This window comes from Porifericola rhodea (genome assembly GCF_030506305.1).
In the GTDB taxonomy this organism is placed as follows: domain Bacteria; phylum Bacteroidota; class Bacteroidia; order Cytophagales; family Cyclobacteriaceae; genus Catalinimonas; species Catalinimonas rhodea.
Genome location: NZ_CP119421.1, coordinates 541,630 through 563,117 on the forward strand (window position 1 = coordinate 541,630; position 21,488 = coordinate 563,117).

Genomic DNA, 21,488 nt, shown 5'->3' on the forward strand with positions numbered 1-21,488 from the left:
GATTCAATATATAGCCTTTGTTATTCTTTCAGAACTTACTGCTCATACAGAAGCCACACAGTTCTCTCCTATGTTTCTTATAGCGCTGGCTACGTTCTCCATCAGCCACATAGGTGTAGAGGTAGCGCCGCATACACCCACACTCTGAGCTCCCTCAAACCATTCGGGCTGTAGCTCTTCTTCATTAGCGATAAAGTAGCTTCTTTCATTTTCTGATTTACACACACTATATAGCGCCTTACCGTTAGAGCTCTTTTTACTGCTTACAAAAACGATTACGTCCTGCTCTTTAGAAAATCGCTGTAGTTGAGGCTCGCGATTAGATACCTGACGGCAAATACTGTCGTTGGCATTAAAAGCTATTGTTTTAAGATCCTGGCCGGATGCTTCCTGCATACGCTCTTCTATCATCCCTTTAATACGGTAGAAGCCTTTGGTACTTTTGGTAGTTTGGCTGAACAGTGTAACCGGGCGGTTAAAGTCAATTTTTTCCAGGTCTTCATCATTTAAAATAATGATAGCCTTTCCGCCGGTTTGACCGGTAAGTCCAATAATTTCGGCATGGCCGGGCTGTCCATAGATTACAATCTGGCCATCTTTTTCCAGCATTTGATCGTAAGCATTCTTTACCCTGTTCTGAAGTTTCAGTACCACCGGGCAAGAGGCGTCAATAAGTTCTATGTTGTTTTCAAGGGCTGTCTGGTAGGTTTCAGGGGGCTCTCCGTGGGCACGTATCAGTACTTTACAATCTGAAACGTTGGAGAGATCCTCTCTGGTAATGATACGTAGCCCCTTGTCGTGCAGGCGCTTTACTTCCATATCATTATGAACAATATCTCCAAGGCAATACAGTGTATTACCATCTGTCATCTCATCTTCAGCCATCTGTATGGCAAACTCAACACCGAAACAATAACCTGAATTACTATCAATCGTTACTTCCATAGGAAGAATACACTTAGTTAGTTTTTTAAAATCGCTGTAAATAGATAAAAGCCTAGGCGTTAATTTTTTCCTTTGCAAGCTTTACAACTTCAGCTACCTGTTCGTCAAAATTAAGGTTGCTGGTATCTATCTCAATGGCATCTGCCGTTTTTACTAATGGGTTTTGGCTACGGCTACTATCTATCCTGTCTCTTTCTTGCAGGTTTCGTGCTATATCTTCCACCTCTACCTTTACTCCTTTATCTGCCAGTTCTTTCTGTCGCCTCTCTGCTCTTACTCTTATATCTGCCGTCATAAATATTTTGAGCTCAGCATCCGGAAAGACATTACTGCCAATATCCCTGCCATCCATTACCACACGTTTATCCTGACCTAAAGCACGCTGTTGCTTCACCATTTGCTGCCTAACTTCTGCTATAGCACTTATCGCACTTACATGCTCAGAAACTTCCATTTTTCTGATCTCCTCTTCAACATTTTCACCGTTTAAATAAGTTTCATTTTTCTGCTTATCCTGGCTTCTGGAAAAGTGAATCTGAATATCCTGTAAGGCTTTTTTTACCTCTACGGAGCTATCAATATTAACACGCTTGCGTAGGAAGTACAGTGTAACTGCCCGGTACATAGCTCCTGAGTCCAGGTAGGTGTATTGAAGTGTATGTGCTACTGCTTTTGCAGTAGAGCTTTTACCGCAACCGGAGTAGCCATCTAAGGCTATGATTATATCCTGCATATTGCAGTGTAGTTAACAGTCTTTGATAGGACAAGGAATGGGTCCTTTCTTCGGTATTTTTCTTGCCTTTTGAGTGGCGCATCCACCCAACAGGCCGATCAAAAGTATAACGCATAGTATTGATAACCTAATTTTTTTCCACCCAATCATAAGCTCATATCATTTTTGGCAAATAAACGAATTTGTATTCGTAAATAATCTACGACTACACTAATCATCTTACTTCAGGATTCAAATTTTATTGCACTATACTTTTATTAAAAGTTTATGTATTTTTAGTAAACAATGTTGAGAGTCAGCATGTTGCGTATTTGTTCATGGCCAAACATCATAAGCTTATGGAAACTTTATCCAAAAACAATGTTGAGCGTATCGGTGTTAGATATGGTGTGCTGATGGCTTTTGCGTTAGCAGGATATTTTTTGTTAATGAAAGCCATTAATTTGGAACAAAATCTGGAGTTAAGAGTGTTTAACCTTGTGATTTTGTCAAGCTTTATTCTTATGGCTATTGATAGGTATAAGAAATTAAAAGGCATTCACTTAACATATTTGAAAGGAGTTGGCCTTGGCTTATTGACTTCTGTTGTTGGAGTGTTTACTTTTGCAACTTTATTTCTGTTGTATATAACAGTGGTTGACCCGGCATTTATGACAGTGATTAGAGAAAATGAACCCTTTGGTGTTCATCTCACGCCACTTTTGGTAACTATCGCTATCATGATTGAAGGAGTAGCATCAGGATTTATCGCAAGTTTTGCTATTATGCAATACTATAAGGTAAGTCACTTCGTTTCTCCTCATGGTGATTAAAGGAAAAAATGTTAGATTAAATTTTTTTCATAAAATTTGTCGTTTTTCTGAAACCTTTAATGTAGAATTGCGTGTTTATTGATAAAGAACATAAAGAGAGATAAAAATATTAAAGATATATTAGGTCGCAAGACCATGAAGTTTTGATTGAGTAGTTTTAGGTTGTTGTATTAGTAGTGAAAAAAGTGATCCTTTTAGGTTCACTTTTTTTTTGTTTATATACCTATCTTGCATCACAATTTTTGTTCATCCTCATATGATCCACATATCAGTAGAGTCTTTAAGTAAACATTACCTTACCGCTGAAGGAAAAGAAAAATTTCTCTTTAAAAATATTTCTTTTGGTATTGAGCAGGGGCAGAAGGTAGCATTAGTCGGCGTAAATGGTACGGGAAAATCCACTTTGCTGAAAATTATAGCAGGGCAAGAGGTTCAGGACTCTGGGCAGGTAGCTCTGAGTAAAGATGTACGAATTGCCTTTGCCGAACAGCAGCCTCAGTTTGACGAACAGGCTACTGTTCTCTCTGCCATCTATGAGAGTGAAAATGACGTGCTTCAAATTTTAAGAGAGTACCGTCAGGAACTTCAGCTTAACCCTTCTTCTGAAAAACTTCAGAGCCTGATGAGCCAGGTAGATAGTTTAAACGCCTGGGACTACGAACATCAGATTGAGCAGATTCTAGGGCAGTTAGGTTTGTACCAGCTTGACCAGGCGGTTAGCAAACTTTCTGGCGGGCAGCGTAAAAGAGTGGCACTAGCCCGTGCACTTATTGAGAGACCAGACTTGCTGATACTGGATGAGCCTACCAACCACCTAGATCTGGATACCATTGAGTGGCTGGAGAACTATCTGTCATCTCAAAAGATGTCATTATTACTGGTGACTCACGACCGCTACTTTCTGGAAAGAGTTACCAACGAAATTATAGAACTGGATCAGGGGCAGGTATTTCGCTACAAAGGTAGCTATAGCTACTTTCTGGAAAAAAAGAGTGAACGCATGGCGCAACAGCAGGCTACAATTGACAAAGCTCAAAACCTGATGCGTAAAGAGTTAGACTGGATGCGTCGGCAACCTAAAGCCAGAGGCACCAAAGCAAAATATAGAGTGGAAGCTTTTTATGACCTTAAGGATACGGCTAACCAAAAGGTGGAAGAAAGAAATATGGAGCTTGGGCTAAAAGGGCGCAGACAGGGAAAGAAAATATTAGAGCTTTCACATATAGATAAGGCTTATGGCGATAAAAATATCATTCGTAATTTTTCTTATACCTTTAAGCGAAGCGATCGCATAGGGGTAATTGGTAAAAATGGCTCAGGAAAAACTACTTTTCTAAATATACTTACCGGGCAACTTGAAGCCGACCGCGGAGAAATAGACCCTGGTCAAAACACCGTATTTGGCTACTACACTCAGCACGAGATCAGCTTTAATGATGAGCAGCGGGTGATAGATGTAGTAAAAGAAGTGGCAGAAATGGTAGAAATATCAAAAGGTAATTTTATTACGGCCTCTCAGTTTCTACAACACTTTATGTTTCCACCAGATATGCATTACAATAAGGTTAAAAACCTTAGTGGTGGAGAGAAAAGAAGGCTCCAGCTACTTAGGGTGCTTATGAAAAACCCTAACTTTTTGATACTAGATGAGCCTACTAACGACCTTGATCTGATGACCTTAAATGTGTTGGAAGATTTTCTGTTCCAATTTGAGGGTTGCTTACTGCTGGTCTCTCACGACCGCTACTTTATGGACAGGTTGGTCGAGCATATTTTTGTGTTTAATGAGCATGACGGGTATATCAAAGATTTCCCTGGTAACTACACCGACTACAGAGATCAGATAGAGGAAGAAAAACAAAGTGGTGAAAAGAAAAACACACCCAAAAAAGAAAAGAAAGCCACCCCTCCTACTACAAGCAGCAGTACCGACAAGCCGCGTAAAGCCTCTTACAAGGAAAAAAGAGAATATGCACTCCTAGAAGAGGAAATAGCCAAGCTAGAGGAGGAAAAAGATAGCCTTACAGCTGAGCTTAACGAGCTATCATCCTCAGCTAACCCAGACCATCAGGTGCTAACCGAGGTCTCTCAAAAACTGGAAGCGGTAAGCAAAGCTATTGATGAGAAATCAGACCGTTGGCTGGAGCTGGCAGAAATTATTGGTGATTAAACACTTAAAGTAGTTTGGGATGTTTGCCTAAACTACTCTATAACATCATCTACATCATCAACAAAGCTGACTAGCAAACCTGCCACTATTAGCGCCACTCCTCCTAGCATAAGCACATAAATCCCCTGGTTGTTAAAGAAGGTACGGGAGATAAACCCTAATGTGCTGGATGCGATAATTTGGGGTATCACTATAAAAAAATTAAAGATACCCATATATATACCCATTTTAGAAGCTGGCAAAGAACCAGCCAGTATGGCATAAGGCATGGTAAGTATACTTGCCCAGGCTAGACCTACTCCTAACATACTCAGCAATAAAAGTTGTGGGTCAGCAACCAGATAAACTGAAAGCAAACTTCCGCCTCCTACAATCAGGGCTACAGTATGTACTCTTTTTCGCCCCATTTTAAGTGCCAGTTTTGGAAGCAGAAATGCCAATACTGCCGAAAAGCCATTGTAAACAGCAAAGCAGATTCCTACCCAGTTTGCACCTTCATTGTATAGTTCAGAACTAGGATCGGTAGTGCCGTATACGTGCTCAGTAACAGCTGCTGTAGTATAAAGCCACATACAGAAAAGCGCAAACCAGGTAAAGAACTGTACAATTGCCAACTGCACCATGGTCTTAGGCATTTTCGCAAAATCAATAAAAATCTGCCTTATTCCGTGGTCCTGTTCTTCGTTTTCTTCACCTCCATTGTACTGAACAAATTCCTCAGGAGGATACTCTTTAGTTTTGAGCACGGACCACAGTACTGCTGAGAAAAAAGCAAATGCCCCCAGATAAAATGAAATTTTTACTGACTCAGGAATTTTACCAGGGGCCGCAGTATTGCCAACACCTAGCCACTCAGTAAGCATATAGGGTAATGCAGAAGCTACTACAGCGCCCACTCCTATAAAAAAGGTCTGCACGGCAAAGCCGGTAGTCCTTTGTATTGATGGCAGCATATCCGCGACCAGAGCGCGAAAAGGTTCCATAGAGATATTTATGGACGCATCCATAATCCACAGCATACCTGCTGCAACCCACAAAACCGGAGAGTTAGGCATCCAGATTAGAGCTATGCTAGCCAGGATGGCTCCAATCAGAAAATATGGTCTTCTTCTCCCCAGGCGAGGATGCCAGGTACGGTCACTAAAGTACCCAATAATAGGCTGTACCAAGAGTCCTGTAGTTGGAGCAGCCAGCCATAAAATAGGGATTTCATCTTTGCTGGCACCTAAAGTTTCAAATATTCGGCTGGCGTTAGCATTCTGCAGGGCAAAACCAAACTGTATACCCAGAAACCCAAAATTCATATTCCATATCTGCCAGAAGCTGAGGGAGGGCTTTTGAGCAGTCTTGTCATTTGCAATATCCATACTTAAGGAAGGTGTTAATATTAATGGCTATAGGCAGAAGAGAAGTAATCTTGCTCAACTTACAGCATTTGGAAATAGCTTTCAGACTAACATGAGTAGTATGCACTTGTTTGATTCACTTACAGTATAAGCCTGAACTTTGTCAGTAAAATATCATTTTTAAATAAAGTAAACTGCTTTTAACCATGCTTCAGGCAAATAAGCATGCTCTTTTCTAGTTCGTTAACTAACTTAAATTTACAAAAAGCTAGCCCTGCTCATACGTATACGTTTTGAGTATAAGAAAAGCAACTAAAGGTTAAGGTAATGCAATAAGAATATAAGCTCTCACGATTATTAATACCTACTAATGGCCTACTTCCTCAGGCGGTGAGAACGAAAATATTTGATACAAAAAAGTATGATTGCTGTGGAAAGAATAATCTGTAGTATAGCAAACCATAAGTAATCCAGATAAAACATCAGATATATAAACAGTGCCATAGACCCAAATACCAATATCAAAAGGACAAATACACCTAAAAAATCTTTCATATATAAAAAGTTGAGTTATAGTCTTGATAAATAAAACAGCCTCATTTGTTCATTGTTAACAATGAGAGCCAGTAACTTATTTTTTATAATTATTTAGAAGACAAGACATTTACTTTTTAACATATGCAAAGACTGAAAGGACAAGTAGCATTAATTACCGGGGCTAGTTCCGGAATAGGCCAGGATATTGCCATTGCTATGGCTAAAGAAGGAGCAAAAGTTGGCATTAACTACTCTAGTAATAGCGAAGGAGCGGAAGAAACCCTTAAGCAGGTTGAGGCAGCTGGCAGTGAAGGCATAAGTATACAGGCAGACGTGAGCGACCCGGAAAGTGTAGACCAGATGTTTGATCAGTTTATGAAACGTTTTGGTGCTATAGACATATTGGTTACCAACGCAGGGATACAGAAAGATGCTGCTTTTTTGGATATGAGCTATGAGGACTGGCAAAAAGTTCTCTCTATTAACCTGGGGGGGCAATTTTTATGCGCACAGCGTGCCGCCAAAGCTTTTCAGAGCAGAGGCGTGGTAGAAGGTTTGTCAAAATCAGCAGGTAAGATTATCTGCATGAGCTCAGTGCACGATATTATCCCCTGGGCGGGCCATATCAATTATGCTGCGGCAAAAGGTGGAGTAATGATGCTGATGAAAACTATGGCACAAGAACTAGCCCAATACAAAATTAGAGTTAATGCATTAAGCCCCGGCGCCATTAAAACACCGATTAACGAAGACGTGTGGAAAGATGAACTGCAGCGCAAAGAACTGGAAAAGCTGATACCCATCTCTCGCCTGGGAGAACCTGAAGACGTAAGCAATGCCGTGGTATGGCTGGCTTCTGATGAGTCTGACTATGTAACAGGTCATACGCTCTATGTAGATGGTGGCATGACTTTATACCCAGGCTTCATTGGTAATGGTTAATTAAGTCTCTTAGGCCTGTGCAAAGCTTAATGCACATTGTTCCGCGCATTTTTCCCCATCAATGGCGGCTGAAATAATGCCGCCTGCATAGCCTGCACCTTCGCCACAAGGATATAAACCTCGAATATGTATATGCTCCAGGGTTTTAGGGTTTCTGGGAATACGGACGGGAGAAGATGTACGTGACTCGGGAGCATGCACTACTGCTTCGTTTGTCATGTAGCCTCTCATGGCTTTACCGAACATCCGGAAGCCCTGCTGTAAACTTTTATATACAAATGGCGGTAGTACCTCAGCCAGATCTACTGAGCTAGTGCCTGGTATGTAAGAAGTAAGCGGAATGTCTTTAGAAACCCTACCTTTAGTAAAATCTACCAGTCGCTGTGCCGGTACCTTCTGTGTCTTGCCTGCCAGAACCCATGCTTTTTGCTCAATACTCTTTTGAAAAGCGACACCAGCCAGAGGCCCTTTATCTTTAAAGGAAGAAAAGTCTTCTGCTTTAAGTTCCACTACTATTCCGGAGTTTGAGGTAGCCTGGTTCCTTTTAGAGGGCGACCAACCATTAGTAACTACTTCGCCGGGAGCAGTAGCACAGGGAGCAATAATGCCTCCAGGGCACATACAAAAGGAATAAACACCCCTACCCTTTACCTGACGTACTATGCTGTAGGGTGCCGGAGGCAGATACTCTCCTCTGGCATCGCAACTGTATTGTATCTGATCAATAAGGTGCTGACTATGCTCCACTCTTACTCCCAGGGCAAAAGGTTTCGCTTCTATTAAAATACCTCTGTGGTGCAGCAGCTCGAAAATATCCCTTGCTGAGTGGCCAGTAGCCAGAATAACATGACGCGCGTCAATCTGCTCACCATTCTGTGTTTTTACTCCTGCTATAATCTTTCCCTTTAGCAGAATATCTGTCAGCTTAGTATCAAAACGTACTTCTCCTCCCTGCCTGATGATTGTCTCACGGATAGCAGTTACGATTTGGGGTAGCTTATTGGTACCGATGTGTGGGTGCGCATCAACCATAATTTCTTCTGAAGCACCATGCGCTACCAGCAGTTCCAGAATACGGTGTACATCTCCTCTTTTCTTAGAACGGGTATAAAGCTTTCCGTCAGAATAAGTGCCAGCTCCGCCTTCGCCAAAGCAGTAATTTGAATCTTCGTTTACAATATGGGCACGTGTAATGGCGGCAAGATCACGGCGTCGGTTCTTTACATCCTTACCTCTTTCCAGCACTATAGGCTTAAGACCTTTCTCGATGAGGCGTAATGCAGCAAACAAACCTGCGGGTCCTGCTCCTACAACCACCACCGCTGGGGCATGACTTACATCCGGGTAGTCAGGCATTAACACATTATTCTCTTTAAAGTCTTCACGCACATAAGCCTTTACTTTGAGGTTGACTTTAACTTTTCGGCTGCGGGCATCAATAGAGCGCTTAAGTACCTGTACGTGACGAATCTCCTCGCTAGAAACTGATATCTTTCTGGCAACTGCTTTTTTTAGCATACTTTCCTGAGCAGCTACTTCCGGAGATAGCTGTAACTGTATTTCTTCTTGCATACGCTCTTCTGTTCTGAGGCTATGGAAATCCTAAGCCAACAATGCTATTTTGAATCTGCAAGTTCGTTATTATGCAGCATTTTGTAGAAGAAAAGTATGATTTTCGTTATTGGACTTTCAGCTTGGAGCATAAAAAAACGGCTTACTATTAAGCAAGCCGTCAATTAATATTTATCTATCGTTTTTACATCAATCCAGAAAAGACTCCAACCAACTGTAGTGAGCCTTTCTCTTCACTATTAATAAGGGAATGTCCTTTACAATAGTTGTTAGCTTTTCGGTCTCTGACCCCAGTATCAATACTTCTGCATTGTTTTTACCTTTGGCTCCGGCAATAATCAGGTCAGACTTATGACGCTGAGCCCATTGGTAAATTTCGTGAGCAACATCACCTCTTTCTATCAGCTTCATTTCGCACTCTCCCTGACCGTCTTTCTCAAGTGCTTTTTCTCTAAGTTTCCTAAACTCTTCTTTTCCATACTGCACATAGCCTTCACGAAATTTGTTCATATCTGGTGGCAGATAAGGAAAATGCTGAGGCGGAAGCGAGTACAAATGCAGGTAATTTATTTCTGCCGGAATAGCTTCGCTCACCACAGTAGACGAGCGGATAATAGGAATTGCACTCTTAGAAAAATCTACTGGCGATAGCACTTTACTTATTGGAAAAGGTGCATTTTCTGGCACCAGAAGTACCGCCTGAGTTGTCAGTCTTAGAAAGCGAGTGGAGAATATTCCCTGCCCTTCACCTTCCGGCTTATTGCCCAGAATAGAAACATCTACCTCCTGAGCATTCACCCATTTAATGATTTCGCTGGTAGTTTCATTCTGAAATATTTTGATGTCGGTTTCTGCTGCTATACCTGGCAAGTACTCCCTGATGTTATCCGTAATTTCACCTCTAATCAGTTTGTCTATGGGCTGAGAAGTTTCAGGGTATAGGTCCTGAAGCTCTTTAGGAGGTTCATCTAACAATACATTATGAAGAAGGATTACATCTTTTACCGGAAAAACTTCACATAAATATGCTGTGTATTTCAGAAGACTTACGTCAGTTTCCGTCAAATCCATGCAAACCAGCAGTTTCTTTGGTGTATCCATAATGGTTTAAGTTCAAAAAAATTTACTTCTCTACTTCCTCTTTTTCTTTTTGCTTCTGCTTTTTAATCAGATTACGAATTACATTTTCGTAGGCTTTTTTATCCTTTTCCTTTACCAATTTAATTTCTTCGCGATACTCCTGATGCAGTCCTTTATACAAACTGTAGCACATGATAAGCAACACAAAAGCGAATGGCAAACCAGTGGTAATAGCGGCTGTCTGCAAAGCACTAAGCCCTCCACCCAATAACAGTACGGCAGCTACCGCTCCTTCCGCATTAGCCCAGAATACACGTTGGCCCACGGGAGCATCCAGTTTACCTCCAGATGTGATACTATCTACTACCAAAGAACCTGAGTCGGAAGAGGTAACAAAGAAAAATATAACCAGTACTACACCTACTAAAGAAGTTACAAACGAACCAGGAAACTGCTCCATCAGAACAAACAGAGCGGTGGCTACATTTTCTTGTACAGAGTCGCTAATGTTGGCTATACCTTCCAGTTCTACATACAATCCTGATCCGCCAAAAGCTGATAACCATAAAAAGGTTAAAAGCGATGGAATAATTAATACACCGAGCACAAATTCTTTCACTGTACGTCCGCGAGATATACGCGCGATAAACATTCCTACAAATGGTGACCATGAGATCCACCATGCCCAGTAGAATACAGTCCAGCTATTTTGCCACTCTGTTTGTTGGTAGTTTTCTGTCCAGAACCCAAGGCGCAGAATGCTCTGCAAATAGTTACCGGTGTTTTGTACAAAACCATCAAAAATATAAATTGTAGGCCCCAGTATGATCATAAAAATTAGAAAAAGCCCAGCTATCCTTATATTAAGTTCACTCAGTACTCGTACACCTTTGTCAATTCCTAATACGACAGAAGCTGTGGCAGCCAGGGTAATAGCAATAATTAAAATCACTTGAGTCATTACAGAGACTTCTATTCCAAACAGATAGTCTAAGCCTGCATTAACCTGCTGTACCCCAAAGCCTAAAGATGTAGCCAGTCCAAACAATGTTGCTACCACCGCTATAACATCTATTATATTACCAATAGGCCCATGTACCCGCTCGCCTAATAGCGGATAAAATACTGAACGGATAGTCAAAGGCATTTTTTTGTTAAAGGCAAAGAACGCCAGCGCAGCACCTACCAAAGCATAAATACCCCAGGCATGGAGCCCCCAGTGCAAAAAGGTCATATTCATAGCTACCTTGGCAGCTTCAACAGTCCCCCCCTCACCATACGGAGGGCTTTGGAAGTGATACATAGGTTCGGCAACACTCCAAAAGAGTATACCAATACCCATACCTGCACTAAATAGCATAGAAAACCAGGCCAGCGTGCTAAATTCTGGCTCAGCATCCTGCCCACCAAAGCGAATACTACCGGTCTTGCTAAATGCGAGATAGAGTACGAAGAACAAAAAAACATTTACACATATAATAAAAAACCAACCCGCATAATCGGAAATGCCCGTTTGAATAGAGGTAAAGACCTCCTCCATTGGGTCACCTACGATTAAGGTTACTGTAATAAAAAGGACCGTGATAATTGCAGCAGGCCAAAAAACAGGAGCATGGATGTCAAAGTATTTATTGATTCCTTTGTCATCACCTTTATCCTGAAAGCCAGTATCTTGTAAATTCTCACTCATTGTTGATAATTTTCTGGTCTAAAAATAGTATCCAAAATTAATATTGAAGCGCGTGTGCCATTCGGCAGAAGGGTCACCTTTGCCTAGAGCATCACCATAGTTAGGTCCGAGCCACGAATGGTTTAGGCCACTTGCCAGATCTATATAGGTGTAGATTGGCCCCGCCTGAACCATTGTTCCTAATACATTCATTTGGGTGTCTTCATAAGACTCGTTGGTTTTATCAAAGTAGGAGTAGTTGTCATACACCACCAAACGAGAAATAGGCCCCCAGTCCACTTTAATTTTATAGCTAAAACTAGCTGTATAGACTTGCCCCTCATAGGCCACATTGTATGGCGCATTGTAGGCACCCATTGTAATAATATCCTCACTTAAAGTTTCTCCGCTACTTGCACTCTGGTCTTTGGGTATATCTGCGCCAAAAGTGGTAGCCTGAAGTTTAACCCCCACATTGTTATAGTCTCCGCGCATGTGCAATGCTAGCGCATGATGGTTTCCATTGCTCTCATCTACATTTGGATTGTAGATACCTCCCCACTGACCAGAAATACCCATACGAGTAGTTTCTGTTAAACTGTACACGACTTTAGCGTTAAACTGATTTGTTTCTTCAAAATCACCCACAAAATCGTAGGAGTAACGACCTGCATCGGATGGGGGGAGTTCCGAGTTTTTGTAGAAAGCTAGTATGTAGCTAAGCTTATCACCGGTGTGGCTATATTTAACCCCAAGATCGTAGTCATCTTCCAGGCCAAGATAGTAGGTTACATTAAAAAACCAGTTGTCGGAATTGTAAGTCTGATTGCCGAAAGGAACCTGGTGCAGACCTATTTGAATCTGGTCTCTTTCGTTGAAATTATACCCTGCCCAGGCACTATGAGGCATGGCCCCACCAAATGCATCACTGTAAAAACGATATTCAGCATTAAGCACTATACCCTTATGCTGACCAGACACATTAATCCTGAAGATGTCAAAAGCCATATCTCCGAACTTATCCTGATTGTCGGATTGGCCTTTCCAGGTTTTTACAAAGTAGTTGAACCGAACAGCCCCCCCTACTGTAAACATTGGATCATCGTCACCATCGTCAAGTGTGTCTATATCCATAACGTCAAAGGTAGTCTCATGAAGTTTACCAGTCAAAAAAATTACGGGTCTGTTGGTGCTGTCTTTTTTAGAGGAGTTTGTCTTGTCTTGAGCTTCAGCGGATAAGGTAGCTATAAGCAGAAAAGACAAAAAAATTGCATCTTTTATTTTCATGATAAAAAGTTAAAAAATACGATAAGCACGATTAAATTGTCATATTCTTTAACTCAGCTAGTACTCTACTGTTTAAATTACCCTGCCAAAAAGGGCATAACTACCTACATGCCTTTGCTAAGAAACAGTAAGAGAATTAGCCTGTGATTTAGATATACGGTAGATCTTGTCTTAAAAAATAGCTATAAAAGTACCTGATTTAAACCGAGAACAACTCCATTCCACAAGCTAACTATATTTTTTTTAACATATTTTATAGAAAATATTACATTTATTATAAAAATAGTTATATTGCATCATGATCAATCAATAACAGTATTTAACAGCCCATAATACAGACAATAAATATCTAAGATATGACACATATAGCTTTACTATCCGCATTCATTTTGTCAGCTGCTTTCGTTTGGATATTGTTTCAGCTAGACCGTTCATTAAAAGTTATTACCTACAAAGTTGACTTGCATGACGATTTTCATAGAAGCCTGCTTAACGATAAACTTATGAGGGCAAAAGTAGAATGGTACTCTAACCTCAATAGCCATGATCTTGCCTGTGTACAATCTTTTGAAAGAGCTAAAAGCGTTGACCACCTTAATGCAGATCAGGTGCAAGTATTACAGGGGAGGTATCAGATGGCTCTTTACCCAAGTAGAGGTAGAGAACTTACCGAAAGGTATGAAAAGATGCTTACAGATACACGAAGCTCATTCTTCTCTCAAAACTAAAAACAAAAGGCCGTTCCAGATAATTGAAACGGCCTTTTGCTTAAAATAAATTGCACGGCTACACATGCCGTAGCTTTACTTCCTTTTTAGCGTAAAAAGACAAATCTCTCCCTCGGTATTAAACCTGACTGGAATACCGGAAACTCCACAACCCGAACTAGTATAGCCCTGCATTTCACCCGCTTTCCAAAAGCCTTTATAAAACTCATTCGCTTTCTTTAAATGCGTAATTAAGGGGATACCAGAAGGCAAACAAACCTGCCCTGCGTGGGTATGTCCACAAAGGTAAAAGTCATACCCTCTTTCTGCTGCCTCATAACTTAACTCAGGAGAATGGACCAGCGCGATTTTAAAATCATCATCTTTAGTATCTAGGGCTGATAATGCGTGATGAGTGTAGTAGAAATGAGGATCATCCAGTCCCGTGAGCAGAATACTTTCGGATCCTTTGCGTAGTCGTACCGACTCATTTGTTAGCACTCTTACCCCCATTGCCTCCAGGGGCTCTACTATGCCATAGGTATCATGGTTACCCAAAGTAGCATAAATACCATCTTCGGGCTGTATGCAGGCAATAATATCACGCAATGGGCTTAATACTTCATCATTATATTCTCCCATTAGCTTCATTCGATAATCACCAGTTATAAAACAGCTATCATAGTTTAACCCTTGCAATTGCTGGCAGATAACTTCCTCCAGTCCGGGTAGGCTATCAATATGTAAATCTGTCAGATGAAGAATTTTGTATCCGTCAAAAGCAGCAGGTAGTCTGTCAAACTCCAGTTCAAAGTGCTTTACTTTTACTTTTTGAGCGTTCTTTTTCCCGAAATAGTAGGCCCCACTTACTTTAAGGCCCCAGGTAAGAAAAGGTAAGACATAGTCTAGTCTGTTGGCATAGCCCTTCTTTTTCTCATAGTCACTCAGACTATTAAACCGAATAGCTTCCAGCTTTTTACGATTGTTTTTCCAGAGTTTTCTTTCTGTTTGTTTCTGTTCTGCTACCAGCATAGCAATAATTTTAGTTTTTTACTCTTTTTGTATTCAAAGTTTGGCTCTGCGCCAAACATGTAAATTTTTATATGCTGATCATGCCTGAACAATTTCCTTGCCTAATTAATGATGCCGCATAACTGTTTAATACCATGAGTTATTTAGAGTATTTAGCTGTCTCTGCCAAAAAAAAAATTTACTAGGTACTGCCGCAATCGCTCTTCCCCTGCACGAGCCGGTTAAGCTGTCAAAGACTGTAGCCACTATTGAAAACTTGTCTGAGCGGCGCTCTCTAAGGGAAATCGGACTAGGCGACCGCCCTATTGAGTTTCCTTTGTTTGGTATTGATTTTAAAAGTAGAGCAGAAATTTTCAGAAAAACCTAATAGTAATGCAAGAGGTCTGGAAACCTGATAGTGTATTAGATAAGAATTACCCCACCTTCCAAAGGGGATTGAAATTTATTCGAGGCCGAAACAGGAAATTCTATTTGTATTGGCAGGTAGAAGTCGGGCAACCCATGGAGTGGTTTGCTCGCCATATGTATGCGGGTTTTAATTACCCTAGTTCTGTTGATAAAACCAATATACTAAGAAGAGAGTGGTGTGATAGTCTTTACGACACGAATCAACCTTATAAGCCCTACATTACAGCATTTCAGCTAAACCTACCAGTAGATAAAAATGCGGATTTTGTGGCCTATCGTTTTGGAGCGCAGTTGGAGTCAATAAACTAACAGATGTTTTAAGGGCTATGAGATTGCTGATGTCAGCCATATGACCTTACACCTGAGACGCTCAGAGGTACATATTCCAGAAGCTCTGAGACAGATAAGTGATAAGGTATTGCCTAAATTTAGCTAGGGCAAATTTTAAAATAGGGCAAAAAAAAGCCTGAACCTTCTATAATGAAAGTTCAGGCTTTATCCAGTGCTAGAGGCGGGAGTCGAACCCGCACGAGTTACCTCACACGTCCCTGAAACGTGCGCGTCTACCAATTCCGCCACTCCAGCAAATTAAGCGGAAACCGACCGTTTCCGTTAGGGTGTGCAAAGAAAGCACTTAGTTCCGAAGTTAACAAGCAAAATAGTTTTATTACTCTTTTTAATTACCATCAGTAATTCGCTATACCACGCTTACTTACTGATAGTGAAGAAGTAGAATCCTTAACAAAAAGCAGTTATTGCTTAAACAATTTTTGTAGCGAGCTCCAAAGTTTCACTTTAAGCTCCCGATCAGCAGCAATACTTTGTAGGTCATCTGCCAGAAGTAGTTGTCTGCCCTCAGCATCCTGGGTAATAGTATAAGGTTGAAAGAAATGACTTAAAGACCATGCCAGTGGCAAATCACCAAATACCAGTATCTTCTCTGACTTAATTTGTTGCAAAGATTCAAATACATTTTTCTGAGCCTCAAAACTGACTTCCAGAGGAGCCCAATTGCATAAGGCTACATCTCTAAAATTTAAGTTCACTGCATTAATAACCTTTCCAAGAAAGACTTTGTCCTGGTTCTTCATGGCTGACTGCCTTTTGTTAAAATGCAGTATCAGAATACCTTTTTGGTTCTCTCCTTCATATTCGGGAAGATTAAGTTCAGCTTTCTTGTCAGGCTTGTCCTGAACTGTTTGCGCTTCCGGTCTTCTATCATCTTCTGTTTTGGCTTTCACTTCAGACACAGATGCTTCAACACCTTGTTGCTCCTCTGTCTGTGGAGTATCTTCTTCCTTTACGGTGGCCTGAGTTTTAGCAGGTGTCTGTCCTTCAGGCTCCTTTACTAAGTAAACAGGCTCCGTAAGAAAGAATCGTAAGAAACTAAGATCTTCTGATAAGGACATACTATTGTTCTTTTATGTCAAATATGGAACGAAGCTCATGCGCTTCTTCTGGCTTCATTCTTCCGGCTAGCACCAGACGCAACTGACGTCTTCGCAGCGCACTTTCGTAAAGCTTTTGATCTTCTTCACTTTCAGGTATAGCCTCAGGAACCTTTACCTTATTACCTTCCATATCTACTGCTACCATCGTAAAAAAAGCACGATGACTCTCTACAATCTGCCCTCTTGGTACATCTTCTGCTTTTACTTCTATATGTACCTCCATAGAGGTATTAAAGGCACGGGTAACCTGTGCTTTGAGTGTCACTACATTTCCGATTTTGATAGGGTGCGAAAACGATACATTATCCACTGAAGCAGTAACGACCAGGCTATTCGCATGCTTTTGAGCAGCAATAGCAGATACTATATCCATCCAGTACAGCAATCTACCTCCCATTAAACCATTAAGGCCATTTGTGTCGTTAGGAAACACCATTTCTGTCATGGTAGTCAGAGAAGCACTTACCTGTTTTTTTGTTTCATTCATAAAATAAGGAGTTAATTATTTCTCCCAGCCGTGTTGGCCCAGTAAGGGGACAAAGCTAAAATGGTCAAATTCTTTTTTTGTAATTTTTCCGCCAGGCTCTTTGGTAATAAGCAACATTTTTTGCGACTTACGATCACCTACTGGTATAACTAATTTTCCTCCCGGCGCAAGCTGCTCCACCAAAGTCATGGGTACTGTAGGTGCTCCCGCAGTCACAATTATACCATCATAGGGAGCAAAACTGGGCATTCCTTTGGTACCATCTCCATGTACCAGATGGGCCTGATAACCTAAGGTTTTTAGGAGTCGAGCAGCACGCTGATGTAGAGGCCAGTTATATTCTATGGTATATACTTTGGCTCCCAACTCTAAAAGTACACTACACTGGTAGCCAGAACCTGTGCCAATTTCCAGAATTTTGTCTCCAGGCTTTACCTGCAAAAGCTGGGACTGAAAGGCCACAGTATAGGGCTGAGAAATAGTTTGCCCCTCGCCTATCTGAAAAGCCTTGTCCTGATAGGCATGTTCCAGAAAAGCATTATCCAGAAAAGCATGACGAGGCACAGTATTTATCGCCCTTAATACATTCTGGTCTGTAATTCCCTTTGCACGGATTTTATTTACCAACTGACGACGCATTCCTTTATGCTTGTAGCTGTCTTCAATAGGCATGTGTAATTTTGTTATTTTTTTAAACGCGAATATAAGGTTCTTTGCAGCAAAATAAAGCACTCAACCCCTAATAGAATATACCAATTAACTTTTTGCATCTCAATGAGAAAGCTTATATTTAATCAATAGTTGCATATCAAACCGCAAGCCATGGGAAAAAAAGTTAAAGTAGAAAACTCTCTTTCTACGGTATTAGGCACCACTTCCCGATTACTTAACAACAGAATTAGTAAAAAGATGGCCACTCATCAGGTTACTGTTGAGCAATGGGTTATTCTAGCGAGCCTTTGGCGTAAGGATGGACAAAGCCAGCAAACCCTGGCAAACGTGGCAAATAAAAACAAAGCCAGCATTACTCACCTGATAGACAATCTGGAGAAGCGTAAGCTGGTAGTACGGCAGGAGGATACAGTAGACCGTAGAAACAAACTGGTATTCCTTACTGAAGAAGGGCAAAGTCTACAGGAAGAACTGGCAAAAATTGTAAAAACTACAACCAAAGAAATTACTAAGAACATTGATAAAAAAGACCTTAAGTCCGCAAAAAAAGTAATGAAAAAGATGATAGAACTGATGCGGGAAGAATAGACTAACACAGCGCTTGTATAGATATTAATTTAAAATCCAGATTTACATTAACCCTGAGTCCTCTCCTTTACGGGGTTGCCAAAATATGTTCCTGTGTACTTAATATCGTGAAGGACTAAACTACCCATTCCTACAATAGCCGAATCACATATTTTAACCCCTTGCCTGAGTACGCTACGACTACCTATCAACACCTGATTACCTATTTGGCAGTCTCCATTAATAATAGCTCCTGTAGCTATATGGCAATGATCGCCCACCGCAGCATCATGCTCTATTAATGTCCGACTGTTGATGATAGTATTTCTTCCTATTGTAGCCCCGGCGTTTACAATTGCACCATGCATAATAATACCCCCTTCTCCTACTTGGGCGTATTTAGACACATAAGCTAGAGGAGATACTACAGTAGCCAGTGTTCCTTTATTTAGCTTTACAAGCTCAAAGAGCCTTTGCCGTAGGGCGCTACTTTTCACCTGCCCGACAGTCACTAAAACTTTTGCCCCACCTTCAATAAAACGAGGCAGATCATCTTCTGTACCTACGATAGGGTAATCCAAAACCGATTCTCCTACTTTTTCCGCTACATCCAATATGCCTTTGATTTGAAACTTTGCCTCCTGCTCTATTACATCAATTACAGATTTACAATGTCCTCCTCCTCCTAAAAGTATGATATCCTTCATATCTCTAAATATTTACAAAGCTAGGTAATAGGGCCAAATGTTGTTCGGCCCAGTCGGCATTAGGAAGCACCGTTCTGAAGCAATCCTTATACATAGATAAGTGGCACAGTAGTTTCCACGCGGGGCGAGTTAGTATCCCTTCCCGATTGGTCTGAGCTATAAAGTGGTCTCTTTCGTCCTGGCTGTTAAATGCCACTGCGTTAAGCCAGTAGTTTGATGTAGTGGCTTCGGGCTCTTGCACTACCAACATGGCATATTTCTCAAAAAAGTTATGATAGGCAGATGCAAGTTCTCTAAGTTTAAGTAGCTTTTTGTGTAATAAGTCTAACTGTGAGATACCTAAGGAGGCATTCAGGTTGGGCATTCTGTAGTTGTAAGCCATTGCCTGGTAAGTAATCTGATAACCATTAGCCTGACGAGCCTGTACAGATAAACTTCTGGCTATATCAGCTAGTTTTTTATCGTTGGTAAGGAGCATACCCCCACCCCCGCAAGTCACTATTTTGTTACCATTAAAGCTCAGTATAGAAGCATCGCCCCAGGAAGGTACGCTTTGTTTGTAGGACTCGCTTCCTAATGCTTCTGCAGCATCTACTATTAGTTTTAAGCCAAACTTTTTACAAACGACTTCCATTTTCTGGAGCTCAGGAGAGTGGCCAAAGGTACATACTGGCAAGCAATGGCTTACTCTTTTTCCACTCATCCGATGATAAGAATAGCCGTCGTCTTTCATGAAGGTCTCCCGCTCTAAAAAAGAGAGCAGGCTTTCTACCGACATACCTAAGGACTGACGATCTATATCTACAAACACTGGTTCTGCGCTACAGTACCGAATAGCATTACAAGTAGCCACAAAACTAAATGCCTGGGTTACTACCATATCGTTAGGTTGCACTCCGCTACTCAATAAGGCCAGGTGTAGCGCAGAAGTACCCGTATTAGTAGCTACAGCATACCTTCTTTCTGTAAGCTTTGCCACTTTCTCTTCAAAAGCGACCACTGTCTCCCCTACCGTAGAAACGATTCCAGACTCTAAACAAGCCATTACAGATTGCATGTCTCCTGCTTTTATTGAGGTTTCATGCAAAGGAATTACACCCTCTGGCCTACCATAGATGTCTCTTATAAATTGTACGAAAGAGCTAATCATCCTTGCAAATTACATTATTCTCAAGCTGCTTGCAACGGCTTGGCCTGGCACTATGATTTACTTCAAATAGTTTAGCTTTTACGATCTTCTATTATAGGGGAAGCCCGTAATTTTTAAATAAATTTGCCGCCATGAAAAACCGCTCTGCAAAGCACATCATTTTTTTATGTCCTTACCCAAAGGGTGGGGCTCCCAGCCAGAGATTTCGCTTTGAACAATACCTGGATTTATTAAAAGAGCAAGGCTTCACCTACCAGATTGAGGGCTTTCTGGATGAAAAAACTAATCAGATTTTATACAAACCCGGCCAGACCAGTAAAAAGCTTATAGGGGTGATGTTGGGCTTTCTTCGGCGTATCTACTTACTTTTCTCAATTCCTAAAGCCGATTTCGTATTTATTCACCGGGAGGCTACACCAATCGGTCCTCCATTTATAGAATGGATCATTGCCAAACTGCTACGCAAAAAAATCATTTATGATTTTGACGATGCCATCTGGTTGAAAGATGCTTCCGGTGTAAATAATTTTATGCTAAGGTTAAAATGGCAGCAGAAAGTCAGTCGCATCTGCCAATGGAGTTATAATATAAGCGCGGGTAATGCCTATCTATGTGCCTATGCTAAACAATTTCAGCCTCAGGTGGCGCTTGTCCCTACTACTATTGATACTGAGCAGCACCACAACCGTATAAAGCAGCAGTCTAATCAACCTCTCACAATTGGATGGACCGGCTCACACTCTACCATGAAGTATCTCAAAAGTATTGAGCGCGTGCTCCAGCAACTAGAAGAGCAATTTGATTTTCAGTTTGTAGTTATCTCTAACCATCCGCCTGAGCTTACCCTAAAAAATCTAAAATTTATCCAGTGGAATGAGGCAAACGAAGTAGAGGATTTGCTTCAATTACATATTGGTCTGATGCCTCTACCTGATGACCCCTGGGCGAGAGGAAAATGTGGATTTAAAGCCCTGCAGTATCTTGCTTTAGGCATACCTGCTCTGGTTTCTCCCGTAGGGGTAAACACAAAAATTGTAGAACATGGTGTCAATGGTTATGTATGTGCGACAGATCATGACTGGCACAAATATCTTTCAATTTTACTTCAGGACGCAGAACTGAGAGAAAACCTGGGAGAAGGAGGTAGAAAAAAGATTGTAAAAGAGTATTCGGTAAAAGCGAACACACAAAATTTCATCAACCTTTTTTCTTAA

21 protein-coding genes, 1 tRNA gene and 1 pseudogene are annotated in these 21,488 nt (G+C 41.2%); 8 read left to right on the forward strand and 15 right to left on the reverse strand.

Going from position 1 to position 21,488, the window contains the following annotated elements:
* Positions 1–42: 42 nt before the first annotated feature.
* The gene (locus tag PZB74_RS02425) at positions 43–945 is read right to left on the reverse strand and encodes a 4-hydroxy-3-methylbut-2-enyl diphosphate reductase (RefSeq protein WP_302240473.1); all 903 of its coding nucleotides are present in this window, start codon (positions 943–945) and stop codon (positions 43–45) included.
* 52 nt (positions 946–997) lie between these two features.
* Positions 998–1,678: a (d)CMP kinase gene (cmk, locus tag PZB74_RS02430; protein ID WP_302240475.1), complete on the reverse strand. Its 681-nt coding sequence runs from the start codon at positions 1,676–1,678 to the stop codon at positions 998–1,000.
* Positions 1,679–2,016: 338 nt separating this feature from the next.
* Here cmk and PZB74_RS02435 point away from each other — a divergent pair, with 338 nt between their 5' ends.
* Positions 2,017–2,490 (forward strand): DUF4199 family protein, encoded by a 474-nt coding sequence (locus tag PZB74_RS02435; protein ID WP_302240476.1) that lies wholly within the window; start codon positions 2,017–2,019, stop codon positions 2,488–2,490.
* Between the two features lie 256 nt (positions 2,491–2,746).
* A complete protein-coding gene (locus PZB74_RS02440; RefSeq protein WP_302240478.1) occupies positions 2,747–4,660 on the forward strand; it encodes an ABC-F family ATP-binding cassette domain-containing protein in 1,914 nt (637 codons plus the stop codon).
* Between the two features lie 32 nt (positions 4,661–4,692).
* Here the strand turns inward: PZB74_RS02440 and PZB74_RS02445 are convergent, their stop codons facing one another.
* Positions 4,693–6,027, reverse strand: coding sequence for an MFS transporter (locus PZB74_RS02445; protein ID WP_302240480.1), 1,335 nt, complete (start codon positions 6,025–6,027; stop codon positions 4,693–4,695).
* Between the two features lie 354 nt (positions 6,028–6,381).
* Entirely contained in the window at positions 6,382–6,561 is a 180-nt protein-coding gene (locus PZB74_RS02450) for a hypothetical protein (RefSeq protein WP_302240482.1), read from the reverse strand.
* A 123-nt stretch (positions 6,562–6,684) separates the two neighbouring features.
* Here PZB74_RS02450 and PZB74_RS02455 point away from each other — a divergent pair, with 123 nt between their 5' ends.
* Positions 6,685–7,485 carry an SDR family oxidoreductase gene (locus tag PZB74_RS02455; protein ID WP_302240484.1) on the forward strand — a complete coding sequence of 267 codons (801 nt, stop codon included), beginning with the start codon at positions 6,685–6,687 and terminating at the stop codon, positions 7,483–7,485.
* Positions 7,486–7,494: 9 nt separating this feature from the next.
* Here the strand turns inward: PZB74_RS02455 and PZB74_RS02460 are convergent, their stop codons facing one another.
* The 4 genes from PZB74_RS02460 to PZB74_RS02475 all read right to left on the reverse strand — a co-directional run bounded on the left by PZB74_RS02460 (position 7,495) and on the right by PZB74_RS02475 (position 13,093).
* A complete protein-coding gene (locus PZB74_RS02460) occupies positions 7,495–9,057 on the reverse strand; it encodes an NAD(P)/FAD-dependent oxidoreductase (protein ID WP_302240485.1) in 1,563 nt (520 codons plus the stop codon).
* Between the two features lie 189 nt (positions 9,058–9,246).
* On the reverse strand, positions 9,247–10,128 hold the full coding sequence (locus PZB74_RS02465; RefSeq protein WP_302240487.1) for a universal stress protein: 882 nt from the start codon (positions 10,126–10,128) through the stop codon (positions 9,247–9,249).
* Positions 10,129–10,180: 52 nt separating this feature from the next.
* On the reverse strand, positions 10,181–11,827 hold the full coding sequence (locus PZB74_RS02470) for a BCCT family transporter (RefSeq protein WP_302240489.1): 1,647 nt from the start codon (positions 11,825–11,827) through the stop codon (positions 10,181–10,183).
* 18 nt (positions 11,828–11,845) lie between these two features.
* Positions 11,846–13,093 carry a putative porin gene (locus tag PZB74_RS02475; protein ID WP_302240491.1) on the reverse strand — a complete coding sequence of 416 codons (1,248 nt, stop codon included), beginning with the start codon at positions 13,091–13,093 and terminating at the stop codon, positions 11,846–11,848.
* Between the two features lie 356 nt (positions 13,094–13,449).
* Here PZB74_RS02475 and PZB74_RS02480 point away from each other — a divergent pair, with 356 nt between their 5' ends.
* The gene (locus PZB74_RS02480) at positions 13,450–13,821 is read left to right on the forward strand and encodes a hypothetical protein (protein ID WP_302240492.1); all 372 of its coding nucleotides are present in this window, start codon (positions 13,450–13,452) and stop codon (positions 13,819–13,821) included.
* Positions 13,822–13,896: 75 nt separating this feature from the next.
* Here the strand turns inward: PZB74_RS02480 and PZB74_RS02485 are convergent, their stop codons facing one another.
* Positions 13,897–14,832, reverse strand: a complete 936-nt coding sequence (locus PZB74_RS02485; protein WP_302240494.1) for a metallophosphoesterase — start codon at positions 14,830–14,832, stop codon at positions 13,897–13,899.
* Positions 14,833–15,025: 193 nt separating this feature from the next.
* Between PZB74_RS02485 and PZB74_RS22595 the strand changes: the two are divergent.
* Both PZB74_RS22595 and PZB74_RS02490 read left to right on the forward strand, forming a co-directional pair.
* A pseudogene (locus PZB74_RS22595) lies at positions 15,026–15,199 on the forward strand (LLM class flavin-dependent oxidoreductase); the annotation flags it as partial.
* Between the two features lie 5 nt (positions 15,200–15,204).
* Positions 15,205–15,549: a hypothetical protein gene (locus tag PZB74_RS02490; protein WP_302240496.1), complete on the forward strand. Its 345-nt coding sequence runs from the start codon at positions 15,205–15,207 to the stop codon at positions 15,547–15,549.
* Between the two features lie 194 nt (positions 15,550–15,743).
* On the opposite strand, the gene PZB74_RS02495 is transcribed toward PZB74_RS02490, so the two are convergent.
* From PZB74_RS02495 to PZB74_RS02510, 4 genes are all read right to left on the reverse strand, one after another.
* Positions 15,744–15,825, reverse strand: a tRNA-Leu gene (locus tag PZB74_RS02495).
* Between the two features lie 167 nt (positions 15,826–15,992).
* Positions 15,993–16,649, reverse strand: a complete 657-nt coding sequence (locus PZB74_RS02500; RefSeq protein ID WP_302240497.1) for a hypothetical protein — start codon at positions 16,647–16,649, stop codon at positions 15,993–15,995.
* Between the two features lies 1 nt (position 16,650).
* Positions 16,651–17,178, reverse strand: a complete 528-nt coding sequence (locus tag PZB74_RS02505) for an acyl-CoA thioesterase (RefSeq protein ID WP_302240498.1) — start codon at positions 17,176–17,178, stop codon at positions 16,651–16,653.
* Positions 17,179–17,193: 15 nt separating this feature from the next.
* Positions 17,194–17,850 carry a protein-L-isoaspartate(D-aspartate) O-methyltransferase gene (locus tag PZB74_RS02510; protein WP_302240500.1) on the reverse strand — a complete coding sequence of 219 codons (657 nt, stop codon included), beginning with the start codon at positions 17,848–17,850 and terminating at the stop codon, positions 17,194–17,196.
* Positions 17,851–18,000: 150 nt separating this feature from the next.
* Between PZB74_RS02510 and PZB74_RS02515 the strand changes: the two genes are divergently transcribed.
* Positions 18,001–18,438 carry a MarR family winged helix-turn-helix transcriptional regulator gene (locus PZB74_RS02515; protein WP_302240502.1) on the forward strand — a complete coding sequence of 146 codons (438 nt, stop codon included), beginning with the start codon at positions 18,001–18,003 and terminating at the stop codon, positions 18,436–18,438.
* Positions 18,439–18,485: 47 nt separating this feature from the next.
* Here PZB74_RS02515 and PZB74_RS02520 read toward each other — a convergent pair whose 3' ends face one another.
* A complete protein-coding gene (locus PZB74_RS02520) occupies positions 18,486–19,124 on the reverse strand; it encodes an acetyltransferase (RefSeq protein WP_302240504.1) in 639 nt (212 codons plus the stop codon).
* A 4-nt stretch (positions 19,125–19,128) separates the two neighbouring features.
* Entirely contained in the window at positions 19,129–20,274 is a 1,146-nt protein-coding gene (locus PZB74_RS02525) for a DegT/DnrJ/EryC1/StrS family aminotransferase (RefSeq protein WP_302240505.1), read from the reverse strand.
* Positions 20,275–20,405: 131 nt separating this feature from the next.
* Between PZB74_RS02525 and PZB74_RS02530 the strand changes: the two genes are divergently transcribed.
* Positions 20,406–21,488: a glycosyltransferase gene (locus PZB74_RS02530; protein WP_302240507.1), complete on the forward strand. Its 1,083-nt coding sequence runs from the start codon at positions 20,406–20,408 to the stop codon at positions 21,486–21,488.